This is a genomic window from uncultured Capnocytophaga sp. (genome assembly GCF_937936315.1).
Classification (GTDB): Bacteria; Bacteroidota; Bacteroidia; order Flavobacteriales; family Flavobacteriaceae; genus Capnocytophaga.
In genome coordinates this window covers 34,579-55,267 of sequence record NZ_CALGWU010000044.1, presented here as the reverse complement: position 1 = coordinate 55,267, position 20,689 = coordinate 34,579, and the positions used below count along the sequence as shown (strand labels likewise).

At 39.0% G+C, this 20,689-nt stretch carries 24 protein-coding genes and 1 pseudogene; 14 read left to right on the top strand and 11 right to left on the bottom strand.

Going from position 1 to position 20,689, the window contains the following annotated elements:
• Window positions 1-46 precede the first annotated feature (46 nt).
• From Q0162_RS08910 to Q0162_RS08900, 3 genes and pseudogenes are all read left to right on the top strand, one after another.
• Entirely contained in the window at window positions 47-583 is a 537-nt protein-coding gene (locus tag Q0162_RS08910; RefSeq protein ID WP_297890982.1) for a DUF4304 domain-containing protein, read from the top strand.
• Between the two features lie 72 nt (window positions 584-655).
• Window positions 656-832 (top strand): annotated as a pseudogene (locus Q0162_RS08905) (class I SAM-dependent methyltransferase); the annotation flags it as partial.
• Between the two features lie 5 nt (window positions 833-837).
• Entirely contained in the window at window positions 838-1,014 is a 177-nt protein-coding gene (locus Q0162_RS08900; RefSeq protein ID WP_002679975.1) for a hypothetical protein, read from the top strand.
• Between the two features lie 41 nt (window positions 1,015-1,055).
• On the opposite strand, the gene Q0162_RS08895 is transcribed toward Q0162_RS08900, so the two are convergent.
• The 6 genes from Q0162_RS08895 to Q0162_RS08870 all read right to left on the bottom strand — a co-directional run bounded on the left by Q0162_RS08895 (window position 1,056) and on the right by Q0162_RS08870 (window position 6,541).
• Window positions 1,056-2,759, bottom strand: coding sequence for a bifunctional alpha/beta hydrolase/class I SAM-dependent methyltransferase (locus Q0162_RS08895; protein WP_297890981.1), 1,704 nt, complete (start codon window positions 2,757-2,759; stop codon window positions 1,056-1,058).
• A 66-nt stretch (window positions 2,760-2,825) separates the two neighbouring features.
• Complete coding sequence (locus tag Q0162_RS08890) at window positions 2,826-3,572, bottom strand: SDR family oxidoreductase (protein WP_002679880.1); 747 nt, start codon at window positions 3,570-3,572, stop codon at window positions 2,826-2,828.
• Window positions 3,569-4,609 (bottom strand): patatin-like phospholipase family protein, encoded by a 1,041-nt coding sequence (locus tag Q0162_RS08885; RefSeq protein WP_297890980.1) that lies wholly within the window; start codon window positions 4,607-4,609, stop codon window positions 3,569-3,571. The genes Q0162_RS08890 and Q0162_RS08885 overlap by 4 nt, the downstream gene beginning before the upstream one ends.
• Window positions 4,597-5,373, bottom strand: a complete 777-nt coding sequence (locus Q0162_RS08880) for a phosphatidate cytidylyltransferase (RefSeq protein ID WP_297890979.1) — start codon at window positions 5,371-5,373, stop codon at window positions 4,597-4,599. Before Q0162_RS08880 ends, Q0162_RS08885 begins: the two co-directional genes overlap by 13 nt.
• A complete protein-coding gene (locus Q0162_RS08875) occupies window positions 5,363-5,965 on the bottom strand; it encodes a CDP-alcohol phosphatidyltransferase family protein (protein ID WP_088594990.1) in 603 nt (200 codons plus the stop codon). Before Q0162_RS08875 ends, Q0162_RS08880 begins: the two co-directional genes overlap by 11 nt.
• Window positions 5,966-6,193: 228 nt before the next feature.
• The gene (locus tag Q0162_RS08870) at window positions 6,194-6,541 is read right to left on the bottom strand and encodes a hypothetical protein (protein WP_009413704.1); all 348 of its coding nucleotides are present in this window, start codon (window positions 6,539-6,541) and stop codon (window positions 6,194-6,196) included.
• Between the two features lie 117 nt (window positions 6,542-6,658).
• On the opposite strand from Q0162_RS08870, the gene Q0162_RS08865 reads away from it, so the two are divergent.
• The 9 genes from Q0162_RS08865 (at window position 6,659) to Q0162_RS08825 (ending at window position 14,259) form a co-directional block, all read left to right on the top strand.
• A complete protein-coding gene (locus Q0162_RS08865; protein WP_232033985.1) occupies window positions 6,659-6,889 on the top strand; it encodes a transposase in 231 nt (76 codons plus the stop codon).
• Between the two features lie 45 nt (window positions 6,890-6,934).
• Window positions 6,935-7,453, top strand: coding sequence for a transposase (locus Q0162_RS08860; RefSeq protein ID WP_297890977.1), 519 nt, complete (start codon window positions 6,935-6,937; stop codon window positions 7,451-7,453).
• 19 nt (window positions 7,454-7,472) lie between these two features.
• The gene (locus tag Q0162_RS08855; protein ID WP_232033987.1) at window positions 7,473-7,817 is read left to right on the top strand and encodes an SMI1/KNR4 family protein; all 345 of its coding nucleotides are present in this window, start codon (window positions 7,473-7,475) and stop codon (window positions 7,815-7,817) included.
• Window positions 7,818-7,825: 8 nt separating this feature from the next.
• Window positions 7,826-8,041, top strand: a complete 216-nt coding sequence (locus Q0162_RS08850; protein ID WP_232033988.1) for a hypothetical protein — start codon at window positions 7,826-7,828, stop codon at window positions 8,039-8,041.
• Window positions 8,042-8,226: 185 nt separating this feature from the next.
• Entirely contained in the window at window positions 8,227-8,577 is a 351-nt protein-coding gene (locus tag Q0162_RS08845; RefSeq protein ID WP_235607156.1) for a DUF6794 domain-containing protein, read from the top strand.
• 7 nt (window positions 8,578-8,584) lie between these two features.
• Window positions 8,585-9,109, top strand: a complete 525-nt coding sequence (locus Q0162_RS08840; protein WP_095898996.1) for an O-acetyl-ADP-ribose deacetylase — start codon at window positions 8,585-8,587, stop codon at window positions 9,107-9,109.
• 30 nt (window positions 9,110-9,139) lie between these two features.
• Window positions 9,140-9,760, top strand: coding sequence for a WG repeat-containing protein (locus Q0162_RS08835; protein WP_095901953.1), 621 nt, complete (start codon window positions 9,140-9,142; stop codon window positions 9,758-9,760).
• Between the two features lie 146 nt (window positions 9,761-9,906).
• Complete coding sequence (locus Q0162_RS08830) at window positions 9,907-10,716, top strand: hypothetical protein (protein ID WP_126371720.1); 810 nt, start codon at window positions 9,907-9,909, stop codon at window positions 10,714-10,716.
• Window positions 10,717-10,719: 3 nt separating this feature from the next.
• Window positions 10,720-14,259 (top strand): efflux RND transporter permease subunit, encoded by a 3,540-nt coding sequence (locus Q0162_RS08825; protein ID WP_297890976.1) that lies wholly within the window; start codon window positions 10,720-10,722, stop codon window positions 14,257-14,259.
• A gap of 149 nt (window positions 14,260-14,408) precedes the next feature.
• Here the strand turns inward: Q0162_RS08825 and Q0162_RS08820 are convergent, their stop codons facing one another.
• The gene (locus tag Q0162_RS08820) at window positions 14,409-14,801 is read right to left on the bottom strand and encodes a helix-turn-helix transcriptional regulator (protein WP_297890975.1); all 393 of its coding nucleotides are present in this window, start codon (window positions 14,799-14,801) and stop codon (window positions 14,409-14,411) included.
• Between the two features lie 153 nt (window positions 14,802-14,954).
• Here Q0162_RS08820 and Q0162_RS08815 point away from each other — a divergent pair, with 153 nt between their 5' ends.
• Window positions 14,955-15,764, top strand: coding sequence for a hypothetical protein (locus tag Q0162_RS08815; protein WP_297890974.1), 810 nt, complete (start codon window positions 14,955-14,957; stop codon window positions 15,762-15,764).
• A gap of 92 nt (window positions 15,765-15,856) precedes the next feature.
• Here Q0162_RS08815 and Q0162_RS08810 read toward each other — a convergent pair whose 3' ends face one another.
• The 4 genes from Q0162_RS08810 to Q0162_RS08795 form a co-directional block, all read right to left on the bottom strand.
• Window positions 15,857-16,522: a uroporphyrinogen-III synthase gene (locus Q0162_RS08810; RefSeq protein ID WP_297890973.1), complete on the bottom strand. Its 666-nt coding sequence runs from the start codon at window positions 16,520-16,522 to the stop codon at window positions 15,857-15,859.
• Window positions 16,523-16,579: 57 nt separating this feature from the next.
• On the bottom strand, window positions 16,580-18,124 hold the full coding sequence (locus Q0162_RS08805) for a ribonuclease E/G (RefSeq protein ID WP_095901959.1): 1,545 nt from the start codon (window positions 18,122-18,124) through the stop codon (window positions 16,580-16,582).
• A gap of 226 nt (window positions 18,125-18,350) precedes the next feature.
• Window positions 18,351-18,644, bottom strand: a complete 294-nt coding sequence (locus Q0162_RS08800) for an HU family DNA-binding protein (protein WP_040361328.1) — start codon at window positions 18,642-18,644, stop codon at window positions 18,351-18,353.
• Window positions 18,645-18,831: 187 nt separating this feature from the next.
• A complete protein-coding gene (locus Q0162_RS08795; RefSeq protein WP_297890972.1) occupies window positions 18,832-20,082 on the bottom strand; it encodes a 3-phosphoshikimate 1-carboxyvinyltransferase in 1,251 nt (416 codons plus the stop codon).
• Window positions 20,083-20,358: 276 nt separating this feature from the next.
• Here Q0162_RS08795 and Q0162_RS08790 point away from each other — a divergent pair, with 276 nt between their 5' ends.
• Window positions 20,359-20,580: a DUF2795 domain-containing protein gene (locus Q0162_RS08790; RefSeq protein ID WP_002673751.1), complete on the top strand. Its 222-nt coding sequence runs from the start codon at window positions 20,359-20,361 to the stop codon at window positions 20,578-20,580.
• Window positions 20,581-20,689: the final 109 nt, after the last annotated feature.

The window sequence follows — 20,689 nt, the reverse complement described above, 5'->3', positions numbered from 1 at the left end:
TATGAGCTAATTACATTATTTTTTGTAGTTTTGCTTTTTATTCGTAATTTTCTTTAAAAAGAAAGCCTTGAACTATTATCGCCAGCTTTCCGAAGTAGGGCATATTATCAACATACAGAAAAGCATCTATAGCCATAGAAATCATATTAGGTTTCGCATCAACACAGGGATTTTTGAGCCTAAATTTTGGTCTGTTAGCCATACAGGGCAAGTGCCTGATTACCCTACAGAACCTGTCTGCCTTATCCGTAAAACTATTAATGACTTGCGTGGTAGAAAGGATTTGTGGTACGAGATTCACAACTATACTGATGAACAAAAACTCATCAAAGAAGTGCAGGAAGATATACAAAATTATATCTTGCCTTTCTTTGACCAGCTTGATTCGGTAGAAAAAATCCTTTCAGCATTAGAAAAGGATTCTAATCTCTTGGGTATTACCTTTGACCTTCTTATTTTCTATGCAGAACATGGGAAAACCGAAAAAGCCCAAGCAGTATATAACCAGCTTTTACAAAAAGTAAATCCCTTGGCTAAGCCTACTTTAGAAGGATATGCTAAAAAATATGACTTAAATATTTAATTATCAAAGTAAATCAAAAATAAAAAAATCACTCTTGCGGGTTGCCCCTCTCCTTGGGAGAAGTCCACGAGAGAGGAATTGCCTTTTGCCGATAATACTTTTGATATTGTGTTTCACAACGGAGGTATCAATTTCTTTAACGATAAAGCACTTGCTATAAGCGAAATGCTTCGGGTTGCCAAAGCAGGGAACAAACTCCTTATCGCCGATGAGACTGCCGACTTTATGGAATCACTTTTAGAAAAAGCAACTAAATGAATGTCTTACAGAAACGATTAGCACAAATAGAAACCGTTCCTCACGAAAATAGCTTGTGTGATGGAAAAGAACACGATACTTGGTACAATGAAACCAAAGTGAAATATCACCTAAATGAAGAATACAAAATACTTAGTTTTAAAGAAGGAAAAAAGCAATCACACTTAGGATAAGCGCTATTATAAAAGCATAAATTATTTTCATATATTCTCACCTAATATTTCTTTACTTGTCCTAAACTAACAGTAAAGATTCCAAAATCATCAATCAGCATACTTTTTTTCTTGACTCCTTGGAGGGAGAAAAGTCCGTCCAATTCACGCTGGCTACGGCGGCGCATCACCCAGTCTTTTTCCTGATGGCTCTTCAGGACAAAGGCAATGGTTTTGAGCTGGGGGTGCCATGGCTGTCCTGTATAGATGATATACGCATTGTCCGAGATAGAAACCACCCCCTTGATTGCCTCAGAGGCCAAGATATTATCGCCAAAAAGCTCAAAAATACCTGAGATGATGGTGATATTGGGCGAATAATTTAGTTTGCGGTAAGTATCAGCCTCAAAACAATTGTAATTGGTAAAGCGAATATTCTGGTAGCCACGCTCTTTGATAATTTGCTCTCCCTTCTGTATGTTGGCTGGTAGGAACTCATTGATAACGATCTCCACTTCAGGGTGGCGCTCTTTGATATCAAAAAGGTAGTTGCCCACTCCACCTGCGATGTCCAATATTTTTACCTCCTGTTCTTGGGCTTGTAGGGCTTGTATAGCCTTTTCTACCTGTTGTAGGAGGTGTCTCTTGCGGATACGTACCCCGCGCCAGCCTATGGCATTGAGATAGCTTTTGTCCATCCAACGACCTATACCCCACTTGCCTTGTGGCGTGTTTTTATATACATAATCCATGGAGGCGCCAGAATCGAAGCCATAGGTAAGCCCTACAGTCATACCACCACTGAGGTGACCAAGCTTGCTCAACGCCCATTTCTGAAGATGGTAACCCCAACGCTCTCTGGTGGGAATCAGTTCATATTGCATGGTTTCAAATTCTTTCTGAGTAAAGAGATCAGAATCAAGAGTAGGAGTAGGCAAGGGTGCAGAGAAAGCCTTTTGGATAAAGTGTTGTAGGAGCTTATATACTTCCTCACGGCCTTGCTCGAAGAGAATTCCATGATGGAAGCCCTCCAAGGTAATAAACTCTTTTATAGGGGAAGATAGGTTTACATAAAACTGCTTTTGCTGTCGGTTAATCACCACAAAGTCTTTTTTAGCGGAGAGCAGTAGGGTAGGGGTGGTGATTGCAGCGGCATCTTCCACCAATCGCTTACCAGCATTGGCAAGGTCAATGAGGAGTTTGCCATTGATAGAGCGGGTGATGAGAGGGTCATTATCGTAATCCTGTTGCTGCTTAGTGTCGCGAGTGAGCATCTTGGATTTTACATAGCTCTTAACAATCAGTTTAGGATTGATTTTTAGAGCCAACTCGATGGCTTGCTTGGCCATAGGAACGATCAGGTTGATCTCAAAGGCAGGAGCCAAGAGCGCCATGCCAGCGATGCGGGGTGCAAAATCATGTACCCAAGCCGATGTGATTACCCCGCCAATACTATTGGCCACTACAAAGATATCTTCCTCGCGTACCTCATAGTGCTGCCCAAGGAACTTGGCAAAGGTATCCAAGTCCCGTACCGAATCCATGAAAACAGGAGATACAGCGGCTTTGGTGTGCCCATGTCCACGCATGTCAAAAGCAAAGATGTTGTAGGCAGCAAAGAGCGGATGGGTAGCAAATTCCTGTAGACGCTCCCCATACTCATGCCCTCTATGGATTACGATAAGGGTCTTTTGTCCGGGCTTGTAATTCCATTCGTAGAAGAATAGCTCTTCCCCTTCATGACTTTTGAAAAAACCTGTGTTCATGGTATAATGATTTTGATACGACAAAAATAGAAAATTATTTTTTAATTACCTAATTTTTTGTTAGAATTAGTTGTGATTTTGCATCCATTTGGCCTTTCTGTACATTAGTAAGGACAGCAAAGGCTTAGGCAGTAGCGAGAGTAATTGCATGAGCCACTTCATACGAGTAGGGAAGAGGTGTAGGCTTTTCTTTTGAGTGATAGCCCTGCTGATTTCTGCTACTGCTCTATCTTCACTCACCAGAAAAGGTTTCTTAGAGAGGTTGTTTTGGTTGAGCTTGTAGAGCTTTTGGGTGGCTACATACCCAGGCGCAATAGAGGTGATATAGATGCCAAAGGGGCGTAAGGCACGCCTATAGGCATCGGCTATCTGTAAAACACTGCGCTTGGTCTTGGTATATAGGCTGGAGGAGGGATAGTCCAAAATCCCTGAGATAGATGCTAGCAGGACGATTTGGCCTCCATGATGAGCCATAAGTTCTCGGCCAACCTCCAAGGTATTGACGGCTCCTATGATATTGGTTTGTAGTATACTGACCGCCTCCTCGTAAGAAATTTCTCCTACCACATCCTCGGCATAGCTACCCGCACAGTTGATAAGTAAGGAGAGGGTGTCTGAGCCTACAAACTGTCGTATCACCTGGGTTAATAGTGCTTTGTCTATAACATCAGCCTTATAACTCTCAAAAGGAACTGCCTTGGGGAGCTTGCTAAGATCTCTGCCGCATACCCCAACCCGATGGCCGCTTTGCTGGTAGAAGTGAGCCAAGGCAAACCCTATGCCAGTGGTGCCTCCTATGATAAATACATTCATAAGCTAAAGGTGTTAAGAATAGTTTGGTAACCATAGTCCCATTGCCGCTCTATCTGCTCTCGGTAAGAGGGATAGTCCTTGGGAAAGTGAATTCCTATCTCCAGATGCTTCCAATTGATATATTTCTCAGAGTAAAAGCCCTTTAGAATGGTAGTTGCTCTTTGAGTATCTATCCATTGGGCAGGATAGGAAGCCACCGACGCCAACCGCTCGTTGCCACTAAAGCCCAAGACGGCACGTACCAAAGACTCTTCGGTAGGAGAGTAGGCCTGCTTGTGCTCAGCAATTACGGTAGTTGAAAGCGCATAAGCCAGCTCCATAGGAACAAGGTCAATAGCCCCGCCTGCATAGTATGTCCCCTGATAGCTTACAGGAGCTACATAGAACATATCCGAGACAGAAATACGGGCAGCCCAGAGCAAGGGAATAGCCGTTTCCACACTTATATCGGTTGCTACGGCCGAAAGCGTATAGTTGGATTCGGTATGTTGCAGTGTCTCAAGAGGGATCCTCTGGGCAGTCTCAGGGTCGGTTATGAGCACCTCTTGGTAGAGTTTTCGCTTACCCCTACGCTTGCCACACTCATGGGGGGCAAAGCACATCTTTGCTCCTATGATGATAGTGGGCAAGGCAGCAGAAAAAGCTAACTTGGTCAAGGAGGGGAGTAGCCCCGATAGGTCTTGGGACATTTCTACCAAATAGCGTGTATATACATCCTCTACCAAGGGAGCACGACGCCGGTCATAGCGCTTCTGTAGGACTAAAAGCCCCAAGCGATATAGCTTGCTATAAGGGGTAAGGGACAGGCTTTGGATAAAGTGGTAAAACTCCTGTGATTGCAGATAGGCTTTTCTCTCTGTATTATTAGCAAAAGCATTGATTACCAAGGCAGCAAAAGCCCCACCACAGCTGGCAATAAGTAGCTCAGGAGCTTTGCCTATATCACACAACGCTGCATACATACCATTGTATAAGGCAAAGCGGGTGCCTCCTCCGGAGAGAAGCAAACTACGGGAAAAGGGCTTTATCGTATCCATAGGTAAAACCAAATACAGTTGAACAAGAGACTATCTATGCGATCCAAGAGACCACCATGACCAGGAATCAGTTGGCTGGTGTCCTTTACCCCCGCCCGCCGCTTGAGGTAAGAGAAAGTCACATCGCCCCAGAAACCAAAAAAGCTAATGAATAAGCCTACAAAAACTAATGTATGTAGTGCAATAGGAAGCCTCAGCAAGTAGCCTAAGCCCACACTCAAAAAAGGGGTGAGCAGTAAGCCGCCTACAAACCCTTCCACGGTCTTATTGGGGCTTATCTTGGGTAAGATCTTGTGCTTGCCAAAGCGCTTTCCAGTGAGGTATTGGAAGATGTCGTTGAGTTCGGTCGTTACCACCAAGAAGATGAACCACTCCACCCCTTGTGGCTTCATACGTAAGAAAGTCAGGTGAGGGTAGGCTGCCAAAACAATCAGTAGGGAAAGGGGCAATCCTAAGGGGATTTGCCTAAGGCATAGATATAGGATAAGGCCTATCCCCACAACTATACAAGCTTCTACCATATAAGTGGAGTAGTTTGGACAGCTCCATAGTAAAACCCCTTGTAACAAGGGAATAGCCATACGCCAATAGCTCGGATTAAAACCAAAGAGTCCGCCCAATTCCGTAAGGGCTTGAAAGCTTACCCATAGGGAAAAAAGACACATGGCGTAGGGGTGGGAGACAGCCGCAGCAAAAACACAGATAATCACTCCCCAGCTCCTGATACGAAGCGGTACATCGGCATATTTGTTGTCAAGCGGCATAAAGTCCTTTTTTTAAGCGGGTGAAAGTACTTAAAAGTAGCAAGGCAATAACTATGGCAAAAACCACTTGAGAGTAGGCTTGTATTCCCACACCAAAGTAGGCAAGCAGCCCATAGATACCCATCAGCAGTGCTCGGTCGCTCTTACCCATAGGCCCCTCATAGCGCCTTTGCCCTCCTAAGACCTTGCCCATGACGCCAGCAAACTCATTGAGTACGCTCAGTACAATAAAAGCTACCACCCAGTAAAGGCTTTCGGGGTGGTACTTTAGCAAGGGGAAGAAGATAAACACATCCGAGACCACATCGCCCACCTCATTGAGTACCTCTCCTAAGCGGGAGGTTTGTCCGAACTCTCGCGCCATCATACCGTCAAGAGCATTGAGGATCATACGCACCAACAGCCCTATGGGCAGTGCCAAAAAGAAAAGTGGTACCGCCGAAGCCTCCCAAAAGAGCACGCCAATCCCAAAGGAGAACACAATGGCCACTACAGTAATCTCATTGGCAGTAACACCTCTCCTGTGTAGCCATACCAGTAGCGGGTGCAATAGCTGCTGGAATTTAGGTTTTAGTTTGTATACAGAAATCATAATAGGTTAATGAGTATATTAGTTAAAAAACTTATCAAAATCCGAGTAGCCACTTGCGGAACGACACCAACTTTTCCGAGTTAACCTTATACCTACCACTATAATTGCAGATAGATTATAGTGCTTGGTGTTATAGGTTTTTCCATCATCAGTAAGGTACTCCGCTACCAAAGCACGGATGATGTCTTTCAGAGTGTGTTTTTTCATAATAGGTTCATTTGTTAATTATCAGAGAGTTTCCCTCTCATATTTGTCTTCGTGAAAGTACTCATAAGCACTGGCTTCCAATTCTCCACAATCGGAAATAAGATTATTGTCTTGGTCATATATCTTATAATTCTGTTGGATCTCACCTATGGGGCATTCACCATCTAGGCCTAATAGGATAGTGTAAAATACATCTTCTAACAGAATATCAATAACTTCCTTAAGTTTCTCAGTTTGACTCTCTGTCAGAGCCATTTCTTTTATTTTTACATTTACAGCCGAAGCTTGTTCGGGTTGTGCTTGAAAGCATGACTTTAAAAACGCTAGTTTTTCAAGGTAAAAGTTCTTTGCAAATTCGTCTGAGGTCATAATGTTGATATATTATTTATAGAAGCTGTTTAAATTTTTTCCTATAATAAAGTAAAAGTTCCCGAAAATTAGTAATTTTGTGTTTGCAAAAAAAAAGAACACCAAAATTCAGGAACTTTGGGCAAAGATACAATAAATAACTGGATTATTCCCTTTTTAAGTGTAGGAAAAAGAGGATTTAAAAGTAATTTTGATTTAGCTTCAATATTTTTATTGATTCTCAAGAGATTAAAAACAGGGGTGCAATGGAGAGAACTTCCAATTGAAAGCTATTTTGAAAAAGCTGAAATCTCTTGGCAAAATGTCTATTACTACTTCAATAAATGGAGTAAAGATGGTAGTTTTTAGCGAGTATGGTTGAATCTATTAAGTAAGAAGAAAAGAAAATTAGATATGTCTTGTGTTCAATTGGATGGTAGTCATACACGTTGTCGTCAAAAAGGAGCGTCAGCAGGTTATCAAGCAAGGAAAAAAGCTGTAACCACCAATAGTATTTTTTTGTGTGATAATAAAGGGCAAATGATAGCAATGGGAAGCCCTAAAGCAGGAAATCACAATGACTTATATAAAATAGAAGAAGTACTAAAAGAAATCTTAGCTTTATTAGAAGAAGCAGGAATAGAACACAAAGGACTGTTTCTCAATGCTGATGCAGGATTTGATAGCAAATCTCTTAGAGAGTTTTTAGAAAGCAAAGAAATTATAGCAAATATTAAACCTAATCCCCGAAATGGAGAGCAACCAGATGTTTATTTTGATGAAGAATTGTACAAAAATAGGTTTAAGATTGAACAAGCAAATGGTTGGCTTGACGGATATAAAGGTTTGATAATGAGATATGAGTATCTTGATGTAACTTGGATTGGAATGCTCCTATTAGGGTTTATCTCCAAGTTCCTCAAAAAAGTTTAAACACGTTTATTAAAAAAAGATGCTATTTTTATTAGCACATCCTGATTCTTTAAAATCAATTGTTCCTAAAGAGGTATTTATAAACCCTACGATTTCAGAAGATGAAGTTTCTGAAATAGAAAAAAGGAACAATATAATACTTCCTAAAGGTTATAGAGAATTTATAACAAAAATAGGGAATGGATGTATAGGACCAGATTATGGACTGCTTTCTTTGCAAGAGTCAATGAAAGACTTCAAACTTAGAGATAATCCTGCAATTAATCTATCTAAGCCTTTCCCTTATAATGAAAAATGGGATGAAGATGAATGGATTGATGCTATTGACTGGGATGGGGGGGACGCCCTGATGATGAAGTATTAGAGAAGTATATGAGTACTGATCATATCACAGGTTGTTTGCAAATTTGTCATATAGGGCACGGAGCCACTTATTTATTAGTTGTAAATGGTGAAGAGTATGGCAATATATGGCTTGATGAGAGAGCAGATTATGGAGGTATAGAGCCTCTATTGAATGAAAAAGGAGAAAGAGTATCTTTCATCTCTTGGTTTACTGAATGGCTTGATGAAGCAGTACAAATGTAATGCTAATGTATTTGATAAGTTGTTGTTTCAACAACCTACCCATTGGTGATATACAAAAGATACAAAGCCTTGTCTTTAGTGGGCGATTTGCAAATTGCCCCTACAACAGAACCTAAAATAACTGACTTTCAATAGAATAAAATTCAAAAAAATCAATAAATAACAAATGAACTCCAAATAATTATATGAAACATCTCATTACTTTTTGTATGTGTATCATTAGTTTTATAGCTTTTGGACAAATAAAAAACATCGATATGAAAAAACAAAAACCTAAAAACTTAACAGAATGTATCCAAATGCTGGATAAGAACCTCAAAAAGCAGGATAAAGAGTATATAAAAACGCTTACCGAAGATGAATTCTTTATGGAAAGTCATTTTACTTTAGGAATGGGCATTCGCAATGAGTGGATTCGCAGTGGGAACCCTGAACTTGTGAAGTTCTTTTTAGACCAAGGCGTTAAACACCCCGATGATATGTCGGCTATGATACTCACAAGCTATTATAGGTATCTAACAAATTCTAATGATTAATTGAGTGATGATACATAGTAACATTGAAATTGTATTAGGAGATATCACTAAAATTTCCGTAGATGCCATTGTGAATGCAGCCAACACTTCTCTACTTGGTGGAGGTGGGGTTGATGGAGCTATTCATAAAGCAGGGGGTAGAGCTCTTACTGAAGAATGTGAGAAGATAAGAAATAAACAAGGAGGTTGCAAAGTAGGTAGTGCAGTTATTACTACTGCCGGCAATTTGCCTGCTAAATATGTTATTCACACAGTAGGTCCTGTGTGGAATGGGGGGACACATAATGAAGAAAACCTACTGGCACAAGTTTACATTAGTTGTTTGGAGTTGGCTTTAGAGCATCAAGTAGCTACTATTTCATTTCCTAATATCAGTACTGGGAGGTATAGATTTCCGAAGGAAAAAGCAGCACAAATAGCGCTTCATACCATAGCTCATTTCTTGCAAAAAACGGATAAAATCAAGCAGGTGAAGATGGTTTGTTTTGATCAAGAAAACTACGATATTTATACAAACATACAGAAGGTTTAAGAACTCACAAGATAATTAAAAGTTAAAACAATGAACACAAACAAGCAAGAAAAATATGATGAAATAACCGATTTTCGCAAGGGCTTTGCTTGTGTAAGGCAAGGTGACAAATGGGGCTACATCAATGAGAAGGGAACCCTGATTACCCCTATAAAGTACGATTTTGTCTATGACTTCTTTCAAGGAGTGGCAATGGTGAGAATAGGTGCGCAATACGGATTGATAGATACCTCTGGCAAGGAGATTACTCCCGTAAAATACGACCTTATAGATGACAACGACTTCTATAACCATCGCCCTGCAGCTGCTCTATTGAATGGCAAATGGGGCTTTATCAATGAGAAAGGAGAAGAGGTGATTCCATTTATCTATGAAGATACTACCTACTTTCATAAAGATTATGTAGCCGTAAAGAAAGACGGCAAATGGGGCTTTATCAACCAAAAAGGCGAACAAATCATTCCTTTTCTCTACGACGATGCTTCTTATTTTACCGAGGGGCTTGCCTTGGTAAAGAAAGGTGCTAAATATGGCTATATCAATGACAAAAACGAAACCGTCTTCCCTTTTATTTATGACGATGGCGCTCTCTTTGAGAATGGTAAAGCGTGGGTACAGATTGGGGATAAACAATTTGAGATTAGTCGATAATTGTGTCTCTATCCTTCCGCTGATGCGAGCTTGTAGCTCGTGCCTGTCACAAAGTCTTAAAATAATCAAAATCAGACCTTATTTTTATTCAATTGCTTTCTTTTTTTGAAAAAAAAGCCTTACTTTTGCCTTTTAAAATTAAAAATATGTATTATACGTTTAGACTATTTATTTTTATACTTATATTAGTATCTTGTAATACTTCATCACATAGAAAAACGGATTGGGAAGATCAGAATCTTCACGGACAAGTAAAAAGCGTAATTGTAACACAATATAAAGTCTATGATTCTATAAAGAATGATGATGGAACTCCTTATATGGATCAAGAAAGATTATCTGTTAGCTCTTTTAACAATAAAGGATTCTTAACAGAATTTACTGACTCTATATCTAACAAGCAAAAAAGTAGGTCGGTTTATTCTTATCTGAAAGATAATGTTGTAGAAATTGTTTCGTATAGAGTAGGTAGGAGAACAAGTAAAAATACTTTGAAATACAATGATAAAGGAGAGGTAATAGATGAGGAGATGCTTGTATATGTATTAGTAAATGAAAAAGATAGTTCTTATATCAAAGAGAGAAGTTATAAATTGGTAAATAAATATGATAAAAGAGGGAATAAAATCCGTAAAGAGGAACTAAGTTCAGAGGTTGAGGGGTTAGTAAAAGGTTTTACAGAATTTAAATATGATGAAAAGGGGGATATTATTGAAATTGTTAGTGATTATGAGGAGTATGAGATGAAAAGAAAATTTAAAAGCAATAATAAAAGAGATGTATTATCACTAAAGTTATATGATTTAGAAGATAATTTAATGTCGGAATACCTAATTACGAATTATGTATATGATAAAAATCATAATTGGATATCGAGAAAAATAGAAGTAAGGGATAAAAATAATAATTATAAAGAAACACAAATAGAAAAAAGAATCATTAGCTATTACAAGTAAGAGATGTTAAACAGAATTTACCAATATATCACCATTCATAAACTCGCAACTTTCTCATTCTTCACCGCTTGGGCGCTTATTGCCATTTATGGCTTGAGTCAGTTGCGGTTTGAAGAGGATATCACCAAAGTACTCCCTCAAAACGACAAAACGAACCTCACTTCTAAGGTACTCAAGCAACTCAACTTCGCCGATAAAATCTCAGTAATAGTAACGGCTGAACAAGGCGGAACACTCACCGATATGCAGGCAGTTGCCGAAATTCTGCAAGATACGCTCAATGCTTCTATGACGAAGTATATCAAAAGTATTCAGGGGATTATAAACGAAGAAGAAATCGATGAGACTTGGCAGTTTGTAAACGATCACCTACCTCTTTTTCTAAACGATTACGATTACGCTTATTTAGAACGCCGTTTAGCCCCCGATAGTCTCAAATCAATGGTGGAGAGTCAGTACAAAACGATGCTCACGCCTGCGGGTATGGTGGCACAACAGTTTATTCGCAAAGACCCTTTTGGTCTCACTTTTCGCGGTTTGCGCAAACTTCAAGAGCTCAATACAGGGAACGATTTTAAGATTGCTAATGGTTTCCTCACAACTAACGACGAGCAACATATCCTCTTCTTCATCAACCCTAAGTACGATGGCAACGACAGCGAGCACAATGCCGCTTTTGTCGCAGGATTAGATGAGTTGCAAGACCATCTCAATGCCCAGTATCAAGGGAAAGTGCGTGTAGATTTCTTTGGAGCTCCCTTTATCTCGGTGAGCAATGCTTCTCAAATCAAAACTGATATTCTCACCACGGTACTCATTTCACTATCAGTACTTTATTTATTACTTGTCTTTTTTTATCGAAGTGTCTATATCCCATTTATTGCGTTTATCCCTTCAGCTTTTGGGGTGCTCTCTGCCTTGGCGACACTCTATGTGCTTAAAGGCAGTATTTCGGCAATTTCTATCAGTTTAGGAGCGGTACTCTTGGGAGTTACAATCGATTATTCACTGCATATTCTTACCCATTACAAGGTAGCTAAAAACACCGCCGAGTTGTACCGTGCTGTAACCGTGCCTATCTTGCTCAGCAGTATCACTACCGCCATTTCATTCCTCTGCTTGCTCTTTGTGCATTCCGAGGTGATGCAAGATTTAGGCGTATTTGCCTTTGTGGGCATAATGGTATCAGCCATATTATCGTTGGTGCTCGTGCCTCATTTCTATCGTGGCAATCGCACTATCGAGGTGCGCAAAACCTTTTTAGACCGCATAGGGGCTTATCCATTTCATCACAACAAGTGGGTGGTTGTCGCTTGCTTACTGCTGATAGTGGTCAGTTGCTTTACTTTTCATAATGTCCGTTTCAATGGCGATATTGCCAATATCAACTATATCAACGAACGTTATAAAGCAGCTGAACATCAATTAGAAAACATCACTGATAGCGAATACAAATCGCTCTATGCCGCTGCTTATGGCAACTCGTTAGAGGAAGCCTTAGAGCGCAATTATACACTATATCAGCAGTTGCAAAGTTATAAAGCACACGATAGTATCAAACAATTCAGTTCTATTGGGGGGATTGTATTGCCTAAAAAAGAACAAGAAGCGCGATTGCAACGATGGAAAGATTTTTGGAATGCCGAAAGACAGCAATTTCTAAAACAACAACTGATAGAAAGAGGAAATGAAGTTGGTTTTAAAGAAGAAACCTACGCACCTTTCTACCAAAGTATAGCTGGTGATTTTGAAGTTATAAAAAACCTTGATGCTTATAAAGCCCTTTCAGCCATTCCGTTAGAAGATTTTATTACCGAAAAAGAAGGTTTTTATACCATTGCCAATCTCGTAAAGCTCACTGTCGCCGAGCGTGACCCTTTTATTCATTCAGTAGAAAAACACACGCCTACCGTTGTTATCGACCGTAAGAACCTAAGTGAAACGTTTTTAGGCAAACTCAAAGACGATATATTGCTGTTAGTAAACTATTCGTCTATCGCTATTTTCCTTATACTGCTCTTGTTTTTTAGGCGTATAGAATTGGTGTTACTCACTCTTATTCCTATTGGGGTTACAGGGGTAGTTACTTCCGCTCTGATGAACTTTTTTGGCATAGAGTTCAATGTGTTTAGTATGATTGTCTGCACTTTGGTATTAGGACATTCGGTAGATTTTAGTATTTTTATGACTTGTGCGCTACAAAAAGACTATACCGATGGTAAAAATGAACTTCCCGTTTACAAAGTGTCAGTGCTTTTGGCGTCTATTACTACCTTTTTGGCTATCGGTACGCTTATTTTTGCCAAACACCCCGCCTTAAAATCAATTGCATCGGTATCGGTGATAGGTATTTTCACTGCTTTAGCAATAACTTTTGTATTTTACCCTACGATATTTAAGTTTTGTATCTTCCGCCGTCCTGATAAGGGGCGTTCTCCGGTGAGTTTGCGTCTTTTATTGCAATCCATACTGCTAACTACCTATTATGCACTATCGTCTATTATTCTCTCCAATATAGGTTGGCTACTTGCCAAAATAACTCCTAAACGCACTATGTGGCTCAGACGTTTGGCTACTTCGCTCACTACTTCAGTGCTTTATGCCAATCCTTTTGTGCGCAAAAAGGTAGAGAATCCACACCATATACAGCTTACAACCCCTTCGGTAGTAATTTCTAATCATACCTCGTGGCTTGATACTTTGGCAATAGGGCTTTTCACACATCGCGTCAGTTATATGGTGAATGATTGGGTGTATAAATCGGTAGTATTTGGACGTTATGTGCAGGCAATGGGCTTCTTTCCAGCCTCTGAAGGTATAGAAAAAGGAATGCCCTTATTCGAAAAGAACTTGAAGAACGGTATTTCAGTAATGATTTTCCCAGAAGGCAAACGTTCTGATACCAACCAAGTACACCGTTTTCACAAAGGTGCTTTCCTAATAGCCGAACATTTCCAAACCCCTATCGTGCCTGTGTATATTCACGGTTGTTCGGAAGTGCAACCCAAAGGAGATGTGATTATCTACGATGGTGCTATTACGGTAGTAGTAGGCGACCCTATAACACCTGATGATGAGCGTTTTGGTAACACTCCACGCGAAAAAGCCAAACAGATAGGTGCTTTCTATCGTCAGCAATTCCTCGCTTTGCGCAAACGATTGGAAGGAGTAGATTACCTAAAAAAGAAACTGTTTTTAAACTATTTATACAAGGAAAATTATGTAGTGCGTGCTGTAAAAGAAGATTATAAGCAACATCGCGAACACTATCACGAGCTTGTGCATTCACTACCTGAAAAAGCCCGTATTTTGCATATCGCCGATGATTATGGTCAGTTAGATTTCTTGTTATTGCTCACTTATCCTGAGCGTGAAATTGTATCCGTCATCGCTGATGACGAGAAGCACGCCATTGCACAACATAGTTACCTCACCAAAATCCGCAAAATACAATACATAAAGTCAATTGACGATGAGCAATGGACAATGGATAATTTTGATTTTACGATAAATAATTCGTATCTTTGCCCTATCAAACACTAAATACTGAAGAATTTGCCTTTACAATGATGCTTTCCAAAAAATAAATAGGATATATCACAGCGTTTAAGAGAAAAATTTAATTTTACTTCTATATAATAAGGTATTGACTTACAGTGTTGTGTGAAAATAGAAAGACTTTGTCAAAGCACTTAGACTTTGACAAAGCCTTTATCTTTTACTTTATTAAGTCTTTTCACTTCTTCTTTTAGCTCCTTAATGAGGGCATCTTTCTCTTCCAAACGCTTTTCGTACTGCTCTATAAGTTTTTCTGATAAGTTGTTAATGATATAACCATTACCACTGTATTGCGACTGACTATTGTGGTTGTTAATCACAATACTATCATTCTTAAGCAGTTCTTCAGGCTGAATTTCGAAAAGTTTACATAAAGGCTCTATATACCCTGCCCATGAACTTGTAGTTCCACTCTCTATGCGCGCATAAGTAGATTGCGAAACGTGGATAAACTCAGCTACTTGTTCCTGTGTAAGATTCTTACTTTCACGCAAATCTCTTATTTTATGACCTATAATAGCGTTCATTTCTATTGTTTTTATGCAAAAGTAGGGTAAAAATATCTATTTTCCGAATAATCACTGGTCTTTTTTTGTTTTACTTTTGCTTTTTCAAAATTTTATAAGCAATAAAATTTTATAAGTTCGTAAATATTAATATTTTAACAAGTAATCATCAAAATGAAAAAATTATTTTTAAGTGCAGTAATGTTACTGCTTTCAACATTTGTTTTCTCACTCTATGGGCAGGATATAGTAAGCCTAAAAAATGGAGAAACACTCAAGGTAAATGTACAAGAAGTGAATGATGCTGAAGTGATTTTTACCTATCCTAAAGAAACTATGGTTAACAAACTTGGTGTCGACCAAATCAAGCAAATCAAATTTAAATCAGGTAGGGTACAGAAGTTTAATAATACTACTGAAATAAATGCCTTAGAAGCAGCTTATAAGGCTTCTCAAAAAAGTAATAACAAAAGCAGTGAGAGTACTCATTCCTCTCCTTATAAAATCAATACTCCTGAACCTGAGTATGTGGGCACTATATTACAAATAGATGAGAAAGGCAATGTACTCAATACTTTAGAAACTAAAAAATCAGCGATAAGAAGTAATGCTAATGCTGGTGTATTTATTGTAGGGGTAGGAAAGGTAAAAGCAAGAAATTATGTAAAAGATAGAACCTCTCCAGTGCGTATTTCTAAAGGTAAAATATTGTTGCTAGCTAAAGTAACTAATCCTAAAATCAATCCTAAAGAAATATTCAATATCTTTAAATTAGAACAGGGGAAAAAAGATAGATCAATTGTAGTAGGAGAAGCTCATACTTTTGCAGGTTCAAAAGTGTCTGAAATAGACTTTTTACCTTTTAATGCTTATCCTTATAAAGATAGTTCTTTTATTGTAGAACTAAACATTGAAGAACCTGGTGAATATGCAGTAACTTTAGATAGTTCAAGAGAAACTTTTCAACTTTTTGGAATAGATTAGAAGCTCTTGAAAAAAATAAAAAGCTGTCTGGAAATTTTCTCAGGCAGCTTTTTCTTTATTATTGTTATAGTATTTCATTATTTTTTTACCTCTTACCTCATATCTCTTACCTGAGTCAGCACACTCTCAATTGTTGGTTTTTCAGCTATCACCACATCTTTCCAATAGCGTTGAGCAGCTTCGGCAGTAGTGTCGCCTATGCAAAATATTTTTTCTTCGCCTGCAGGATTACACAAGTGATAACTCTCCACCCCCGACGGACTGAAAAATAGTATCCCGTCTACTTTTTTGTGAATAGTGATAGGTGTTAGTTCTGTTTGATAAGCTGTAATTTCCTCTACATTAGGCAAGTACTTCGCAAAGAACTGTGGGAGCGTTTCCAAGCGCTGTGTGCCCGCAAAAAAAGCAATGCGATGCATTTTTTCAAATTCTTTTAAATTAGCTGAAAGATATTTCGTTAAATCGGTAGCGTAGTGGAAAGAGCAATGCACCGTAAAACCGCTTTTTTCAAGTAGTTGTGCGGTACGTTCGCCTACACATAGCACCAGACTATTTTTTAAGGCAGTAGCCAAAGGATGCTGCAAAACACTCCTCACCGCATTTTGGCTTGTGAAGATTAAGAGATTATAAGGAAGAGTAAGTTTTATCGGTAGCAAATTTATACTTACAAAATTGTGTTCAATCAGCTGTATAGTAAGTCCCGAAAGTACAGACTTCTGTGTTTCGGTTAATATTTTTGTAGAGACAATGGTTTTCATTTTGTTCTAAGGCTTTAAAATAAAAAACTCGGCGCACAAGCGCTGAGTTTGGTAATGTTAAAGAGGGGTTCCTTCACTGGTTTTGAATCGATACTCTAAGTAACTATAGGCATCGCGAGGTAGGATTTTTATCCATCGTTTGTATTTCAAAAACCATTTAAAACGGATAGAGCTAAAGAGCCCTTTGGTTAAATAAGCCGCTATAAAAGGGTGAGCGTTCAGCACAATGCGTCCTTTATAGGCGTCCTCCTTAATAATGCTTTCAAGTTCTATGTTGATTTTATCAACCAGAACGATAGGCGCTTCTATTTCGCCTTCTTTGCTTGGGTTCTCTTCTTTTGTTTTGATGTTGAGTTCTTGGCGCACGCGTTGGCGAGTAATTTGTATCAAGCCAAACTTGCTCGGGGGCAATATTTTGTGTTTGGCGCGGTCTTCAGCCATTTCGTTGCGCAGGTGGTCAAATAGGATACGGCGGTTTTCACTATTGCCCATATCGATGAAATCTACAACGATAATACCTCCCATATCTCGCAATCGCAATTGTCGTGCGATTTCGGTGGCAGCGATGAGATTTACAGATAGTGCAGTGGTTTCTTGATCGTTATTCTTGTTAGAATGGTTACCACTATTCACATCTATCACGTGTAGAGCTTCGGTGTGTTCTATCACTAGATAAGCTCCTTTAGGCATCGATACAGTACGACCAAAAGCCGTTTTTATTTGTCGTTCGATATGGAACTTCTCAAATATCGGCACTGATGAATGGTAGAGTTTTACGATGTTTTCTTTTTCAGGAGCAATCTCTTGTACATATTTCTTTATTTGTTCGTAGAGATGCTCGTTATCCACGTGTATACCCGTAAACGTGTCGTTGAACATATCGCGAAGTATAGCACCTGTTTTGCTCACTTCACTCATTACCTTAGAGGGGTAAACCGCTTTTTGTATTTTTCTACACATCAAAACCCAACGGTTGAAGAGACCTTGCAGATCTTTGTCTAGTTCCGCTACTTTTTTACCTTCGGCTACAGTGCGTACAATTACGCCAAAACCTTTAGGTTTGATGCCTTGCAAGAGTTTTCTCAACCGTTCTTTCTCGGCTTTACCTTCTATTTTTTGCGAGATAGAAATGCGGTCGGAGAAAGGTACCAGCACTAGGTAACGCCCTGCGATAGAAAGTTCAGAGCTAATGCGTGGTCCTTTGGTAGAGATAGGTTCTTTCACTATCTGCACTAATATAGGCTGGTTAGGCTTGAGGGTATCGGCTATCGACCCATTTTTGTTGATGTCTGGTTCTAAGGGGAAATCTTTTAGTGAAAAGTCTTTTAGTTTTCCCGAGAGTACCCATTTGAGAAACTTCTGTAAGGAAGCCAATTGAGGTCCCAAGTCGTGATAATGCAAAAAAGCATCCTTTTCGTGCCCTACATTCACAAAAGCTGCATTGAGCCCTTGTATAGGTTTGCGCACTTTGGCTAGCATTATATCACCTACTCCCAATCCATTGGCATCTTCTTCTTTGTGAAGTTCTATGAGCCTACCATCTCTGAGCAAAGCAAAATCTACGTAAGAGGAACCAGAACGAATAATTAATTCTTTGTCCACTTTGTTGGATTTTTTTAGTTAATAATTAATAAATCAAGGTACGATTTGTCTGTTAAAAAGAAAAAGTAGTATTACACTACTTTTTCTTTTTGTGACGATTAGCTCTCGCTCTTTTTTTGCGTTTGTGGTTAGCCACTTTATGTCTTTTTCTTTTTTTTCCGCTTGGCATAACTTTATTATTTTTTTATGTGTTAATTATTCAGTTACTTAAACTAATACGGGGGTATTACTTTTTAACTTTCACTTTTGCTTTCACCCCTTCTACAAATACTTTTGCTGGCTTAAAGGCAGGAATGTTGTGTGCAGGGATTTTGATAGTAGTATTTTTTGAGATGTTGCGACCTGTTTTTTCAGCTCTTGTTTTGATAATGAAGCTACCAAAACCTCTCAAATATACATTTTGTCCACTTTCTAATGAGTTAATTACCTCATCCATAAAGTTCTCAACGGTAAGTTGTACGTCGTTTCTGTCAAGACCCAATTTGTCGGAAATCTTTGATACAATTTCTGCTTTTGTCATCTTTAATATGTTTTTGTATGAATATTCTTTTTTCTTTTCAGGCGGCAAAGATACAAATTAAATCTTTAATAAACACTATGTTACATTAAAAAAATTAGTATTTATTTTTCTATTCTCTTTTAAAAATAAACTAATGTACTAACTATCAATTATTTATATTTTTCTAATGCCTCTTACCTCTTATCTCTTACCTCTTATCTCTTCCCTGAAACCTGACACCTGACACCTCTTCCGCTTGTTCCCAAAACTCTGGATACGATTTGCTTACCACCTCTTTGTCCTCTATCACTATAGGGATTTTGATCATCAAAGGAGCGAAAGCCATTGCTATACGGTGGTCGTTATAAGTCGCAATAGGCACCCCCTCACGTAGCTGCTTACAAGGGGCTAAATACAAACTCTCATCAGTGATGTTCACTGTCGCACCGAGTTTTGTCATTTCGGTTTGTAGCGCCTGTAGTCGGTCGGTTTCTTTAATTTTGAGTGTGTGCAATCCGCTGAGGTGTGCCTCTAATCCCAATCCTAAAGCTGTAACAGCTATAGTTTGTGCGATGTCGGGGGTATCGTTTAGCTGAAGTTCTAAACGGGTAGAGTAGGGGAGGGCAGTTTTTTCAATGTGCATTGTACTACCTTTAAAAGTAGTGTTTACGCCAAAATATTTATAGAGTTGTGGTAATGCGCTATCACCCTGCAAACTATCTTCTTTGAAGTGTGTGAGCGTGAGCTGTGTGCCTATGGGCGAAAGTGCTACAAACGAGAACCAATAGGAAGCCGATGACCAATCCGATTCTACTTCCCATATATTGTTTTTTAAAGGTTTGTTTATGTGTGAAGCTACTTTCAGCACATTGCCTTCCCATTGTACAACTTCTTCACCCAAACAATATTGCAGAAAACTCACCGTCATTTTCAGATAAGGCACCGAAGTGAGTTCACCTTCTAAAATCAGCGTAAGCCCATTCGACAATGAAGGTGCGATAAGCAATAAGGCTGAAAGAAACTGACTGCTCACATCGCCGCGAATACGCACTTCTTTTTTGCTAAGTGCTACACCTTTAATATATAAGGGTGGAAAACCTTCGCGTTCTCCATAGCGAATATTAGCCCCTAAGCGCTGTAATGCCTCTACTAATAAGTGAATGGGGCGCTCTTTCATTCTTGCCGATCCAGTGAGTAACACCTCACGCCCTACTTGGGTAGCAAAATAAGCGGTGAGAAAACGCATTGCTGTACCTGCGTGATGAATATTTATAGTTGCCTCTTTGGATTGTAACGCGCGTTGTAAGAGAAGTGTATCATCGGCAGTAGAGAGGTTTTTTATCTGTAATTCAGAGAAGAATGCTTGTAGCAAAAGCGCTCTATTGCTCTCCGATTTAGAGCCCGAGAGTTGTAACGTTTTCCCTGAAACAAGTTGCGATAAAGGCAGAGTGATGTTCATTGCATAACTGTTTAACAACCGCAAAGATACGCGATAGTTGGCAAATTAGCAAATTAACAAATATGTAGGGGCATTTTGCAAACGCCCACAACAAACACCGCGTACAAAAAGTTTATTTCCTGCTAATTGGTCAGATATTTGTATCTTTTAGTAGCTCTATTCATTACACTCACCCTTATGATAATAACTCTCTATTTAAAAATAAAATAGACAAAAATTTGCACATTCAATAAAATATATTACTTTTGCGCGAAATTTATAAAATTCTATTAGTTTATGTATTGGACGTTAGAACTCGCATCTTATTTAAGTGATGCTCCTTGGCCTGCTACCAAAGACGAGCTTATTGATTATGCTATCCGTACAGGCGCTCCTATGGAAGTGGTGGAAAACCTTCAAGAAATAGAAGATGAAGGTGATATGTATGAATCTATCGACGAAATCTGGCCTGATTATCCGTCGGAAGAAGACTACCTATGGAATGAAGATGAATACTAAAAAATAAAAGTCTCTCCAAAGAGACTTTTTTTAATTTGCAAATTTGTTAATCGATCAATTATGCGGTGACAATTTGTCAGCTGTTGTCAGTTTGGTATGTTTATTGACA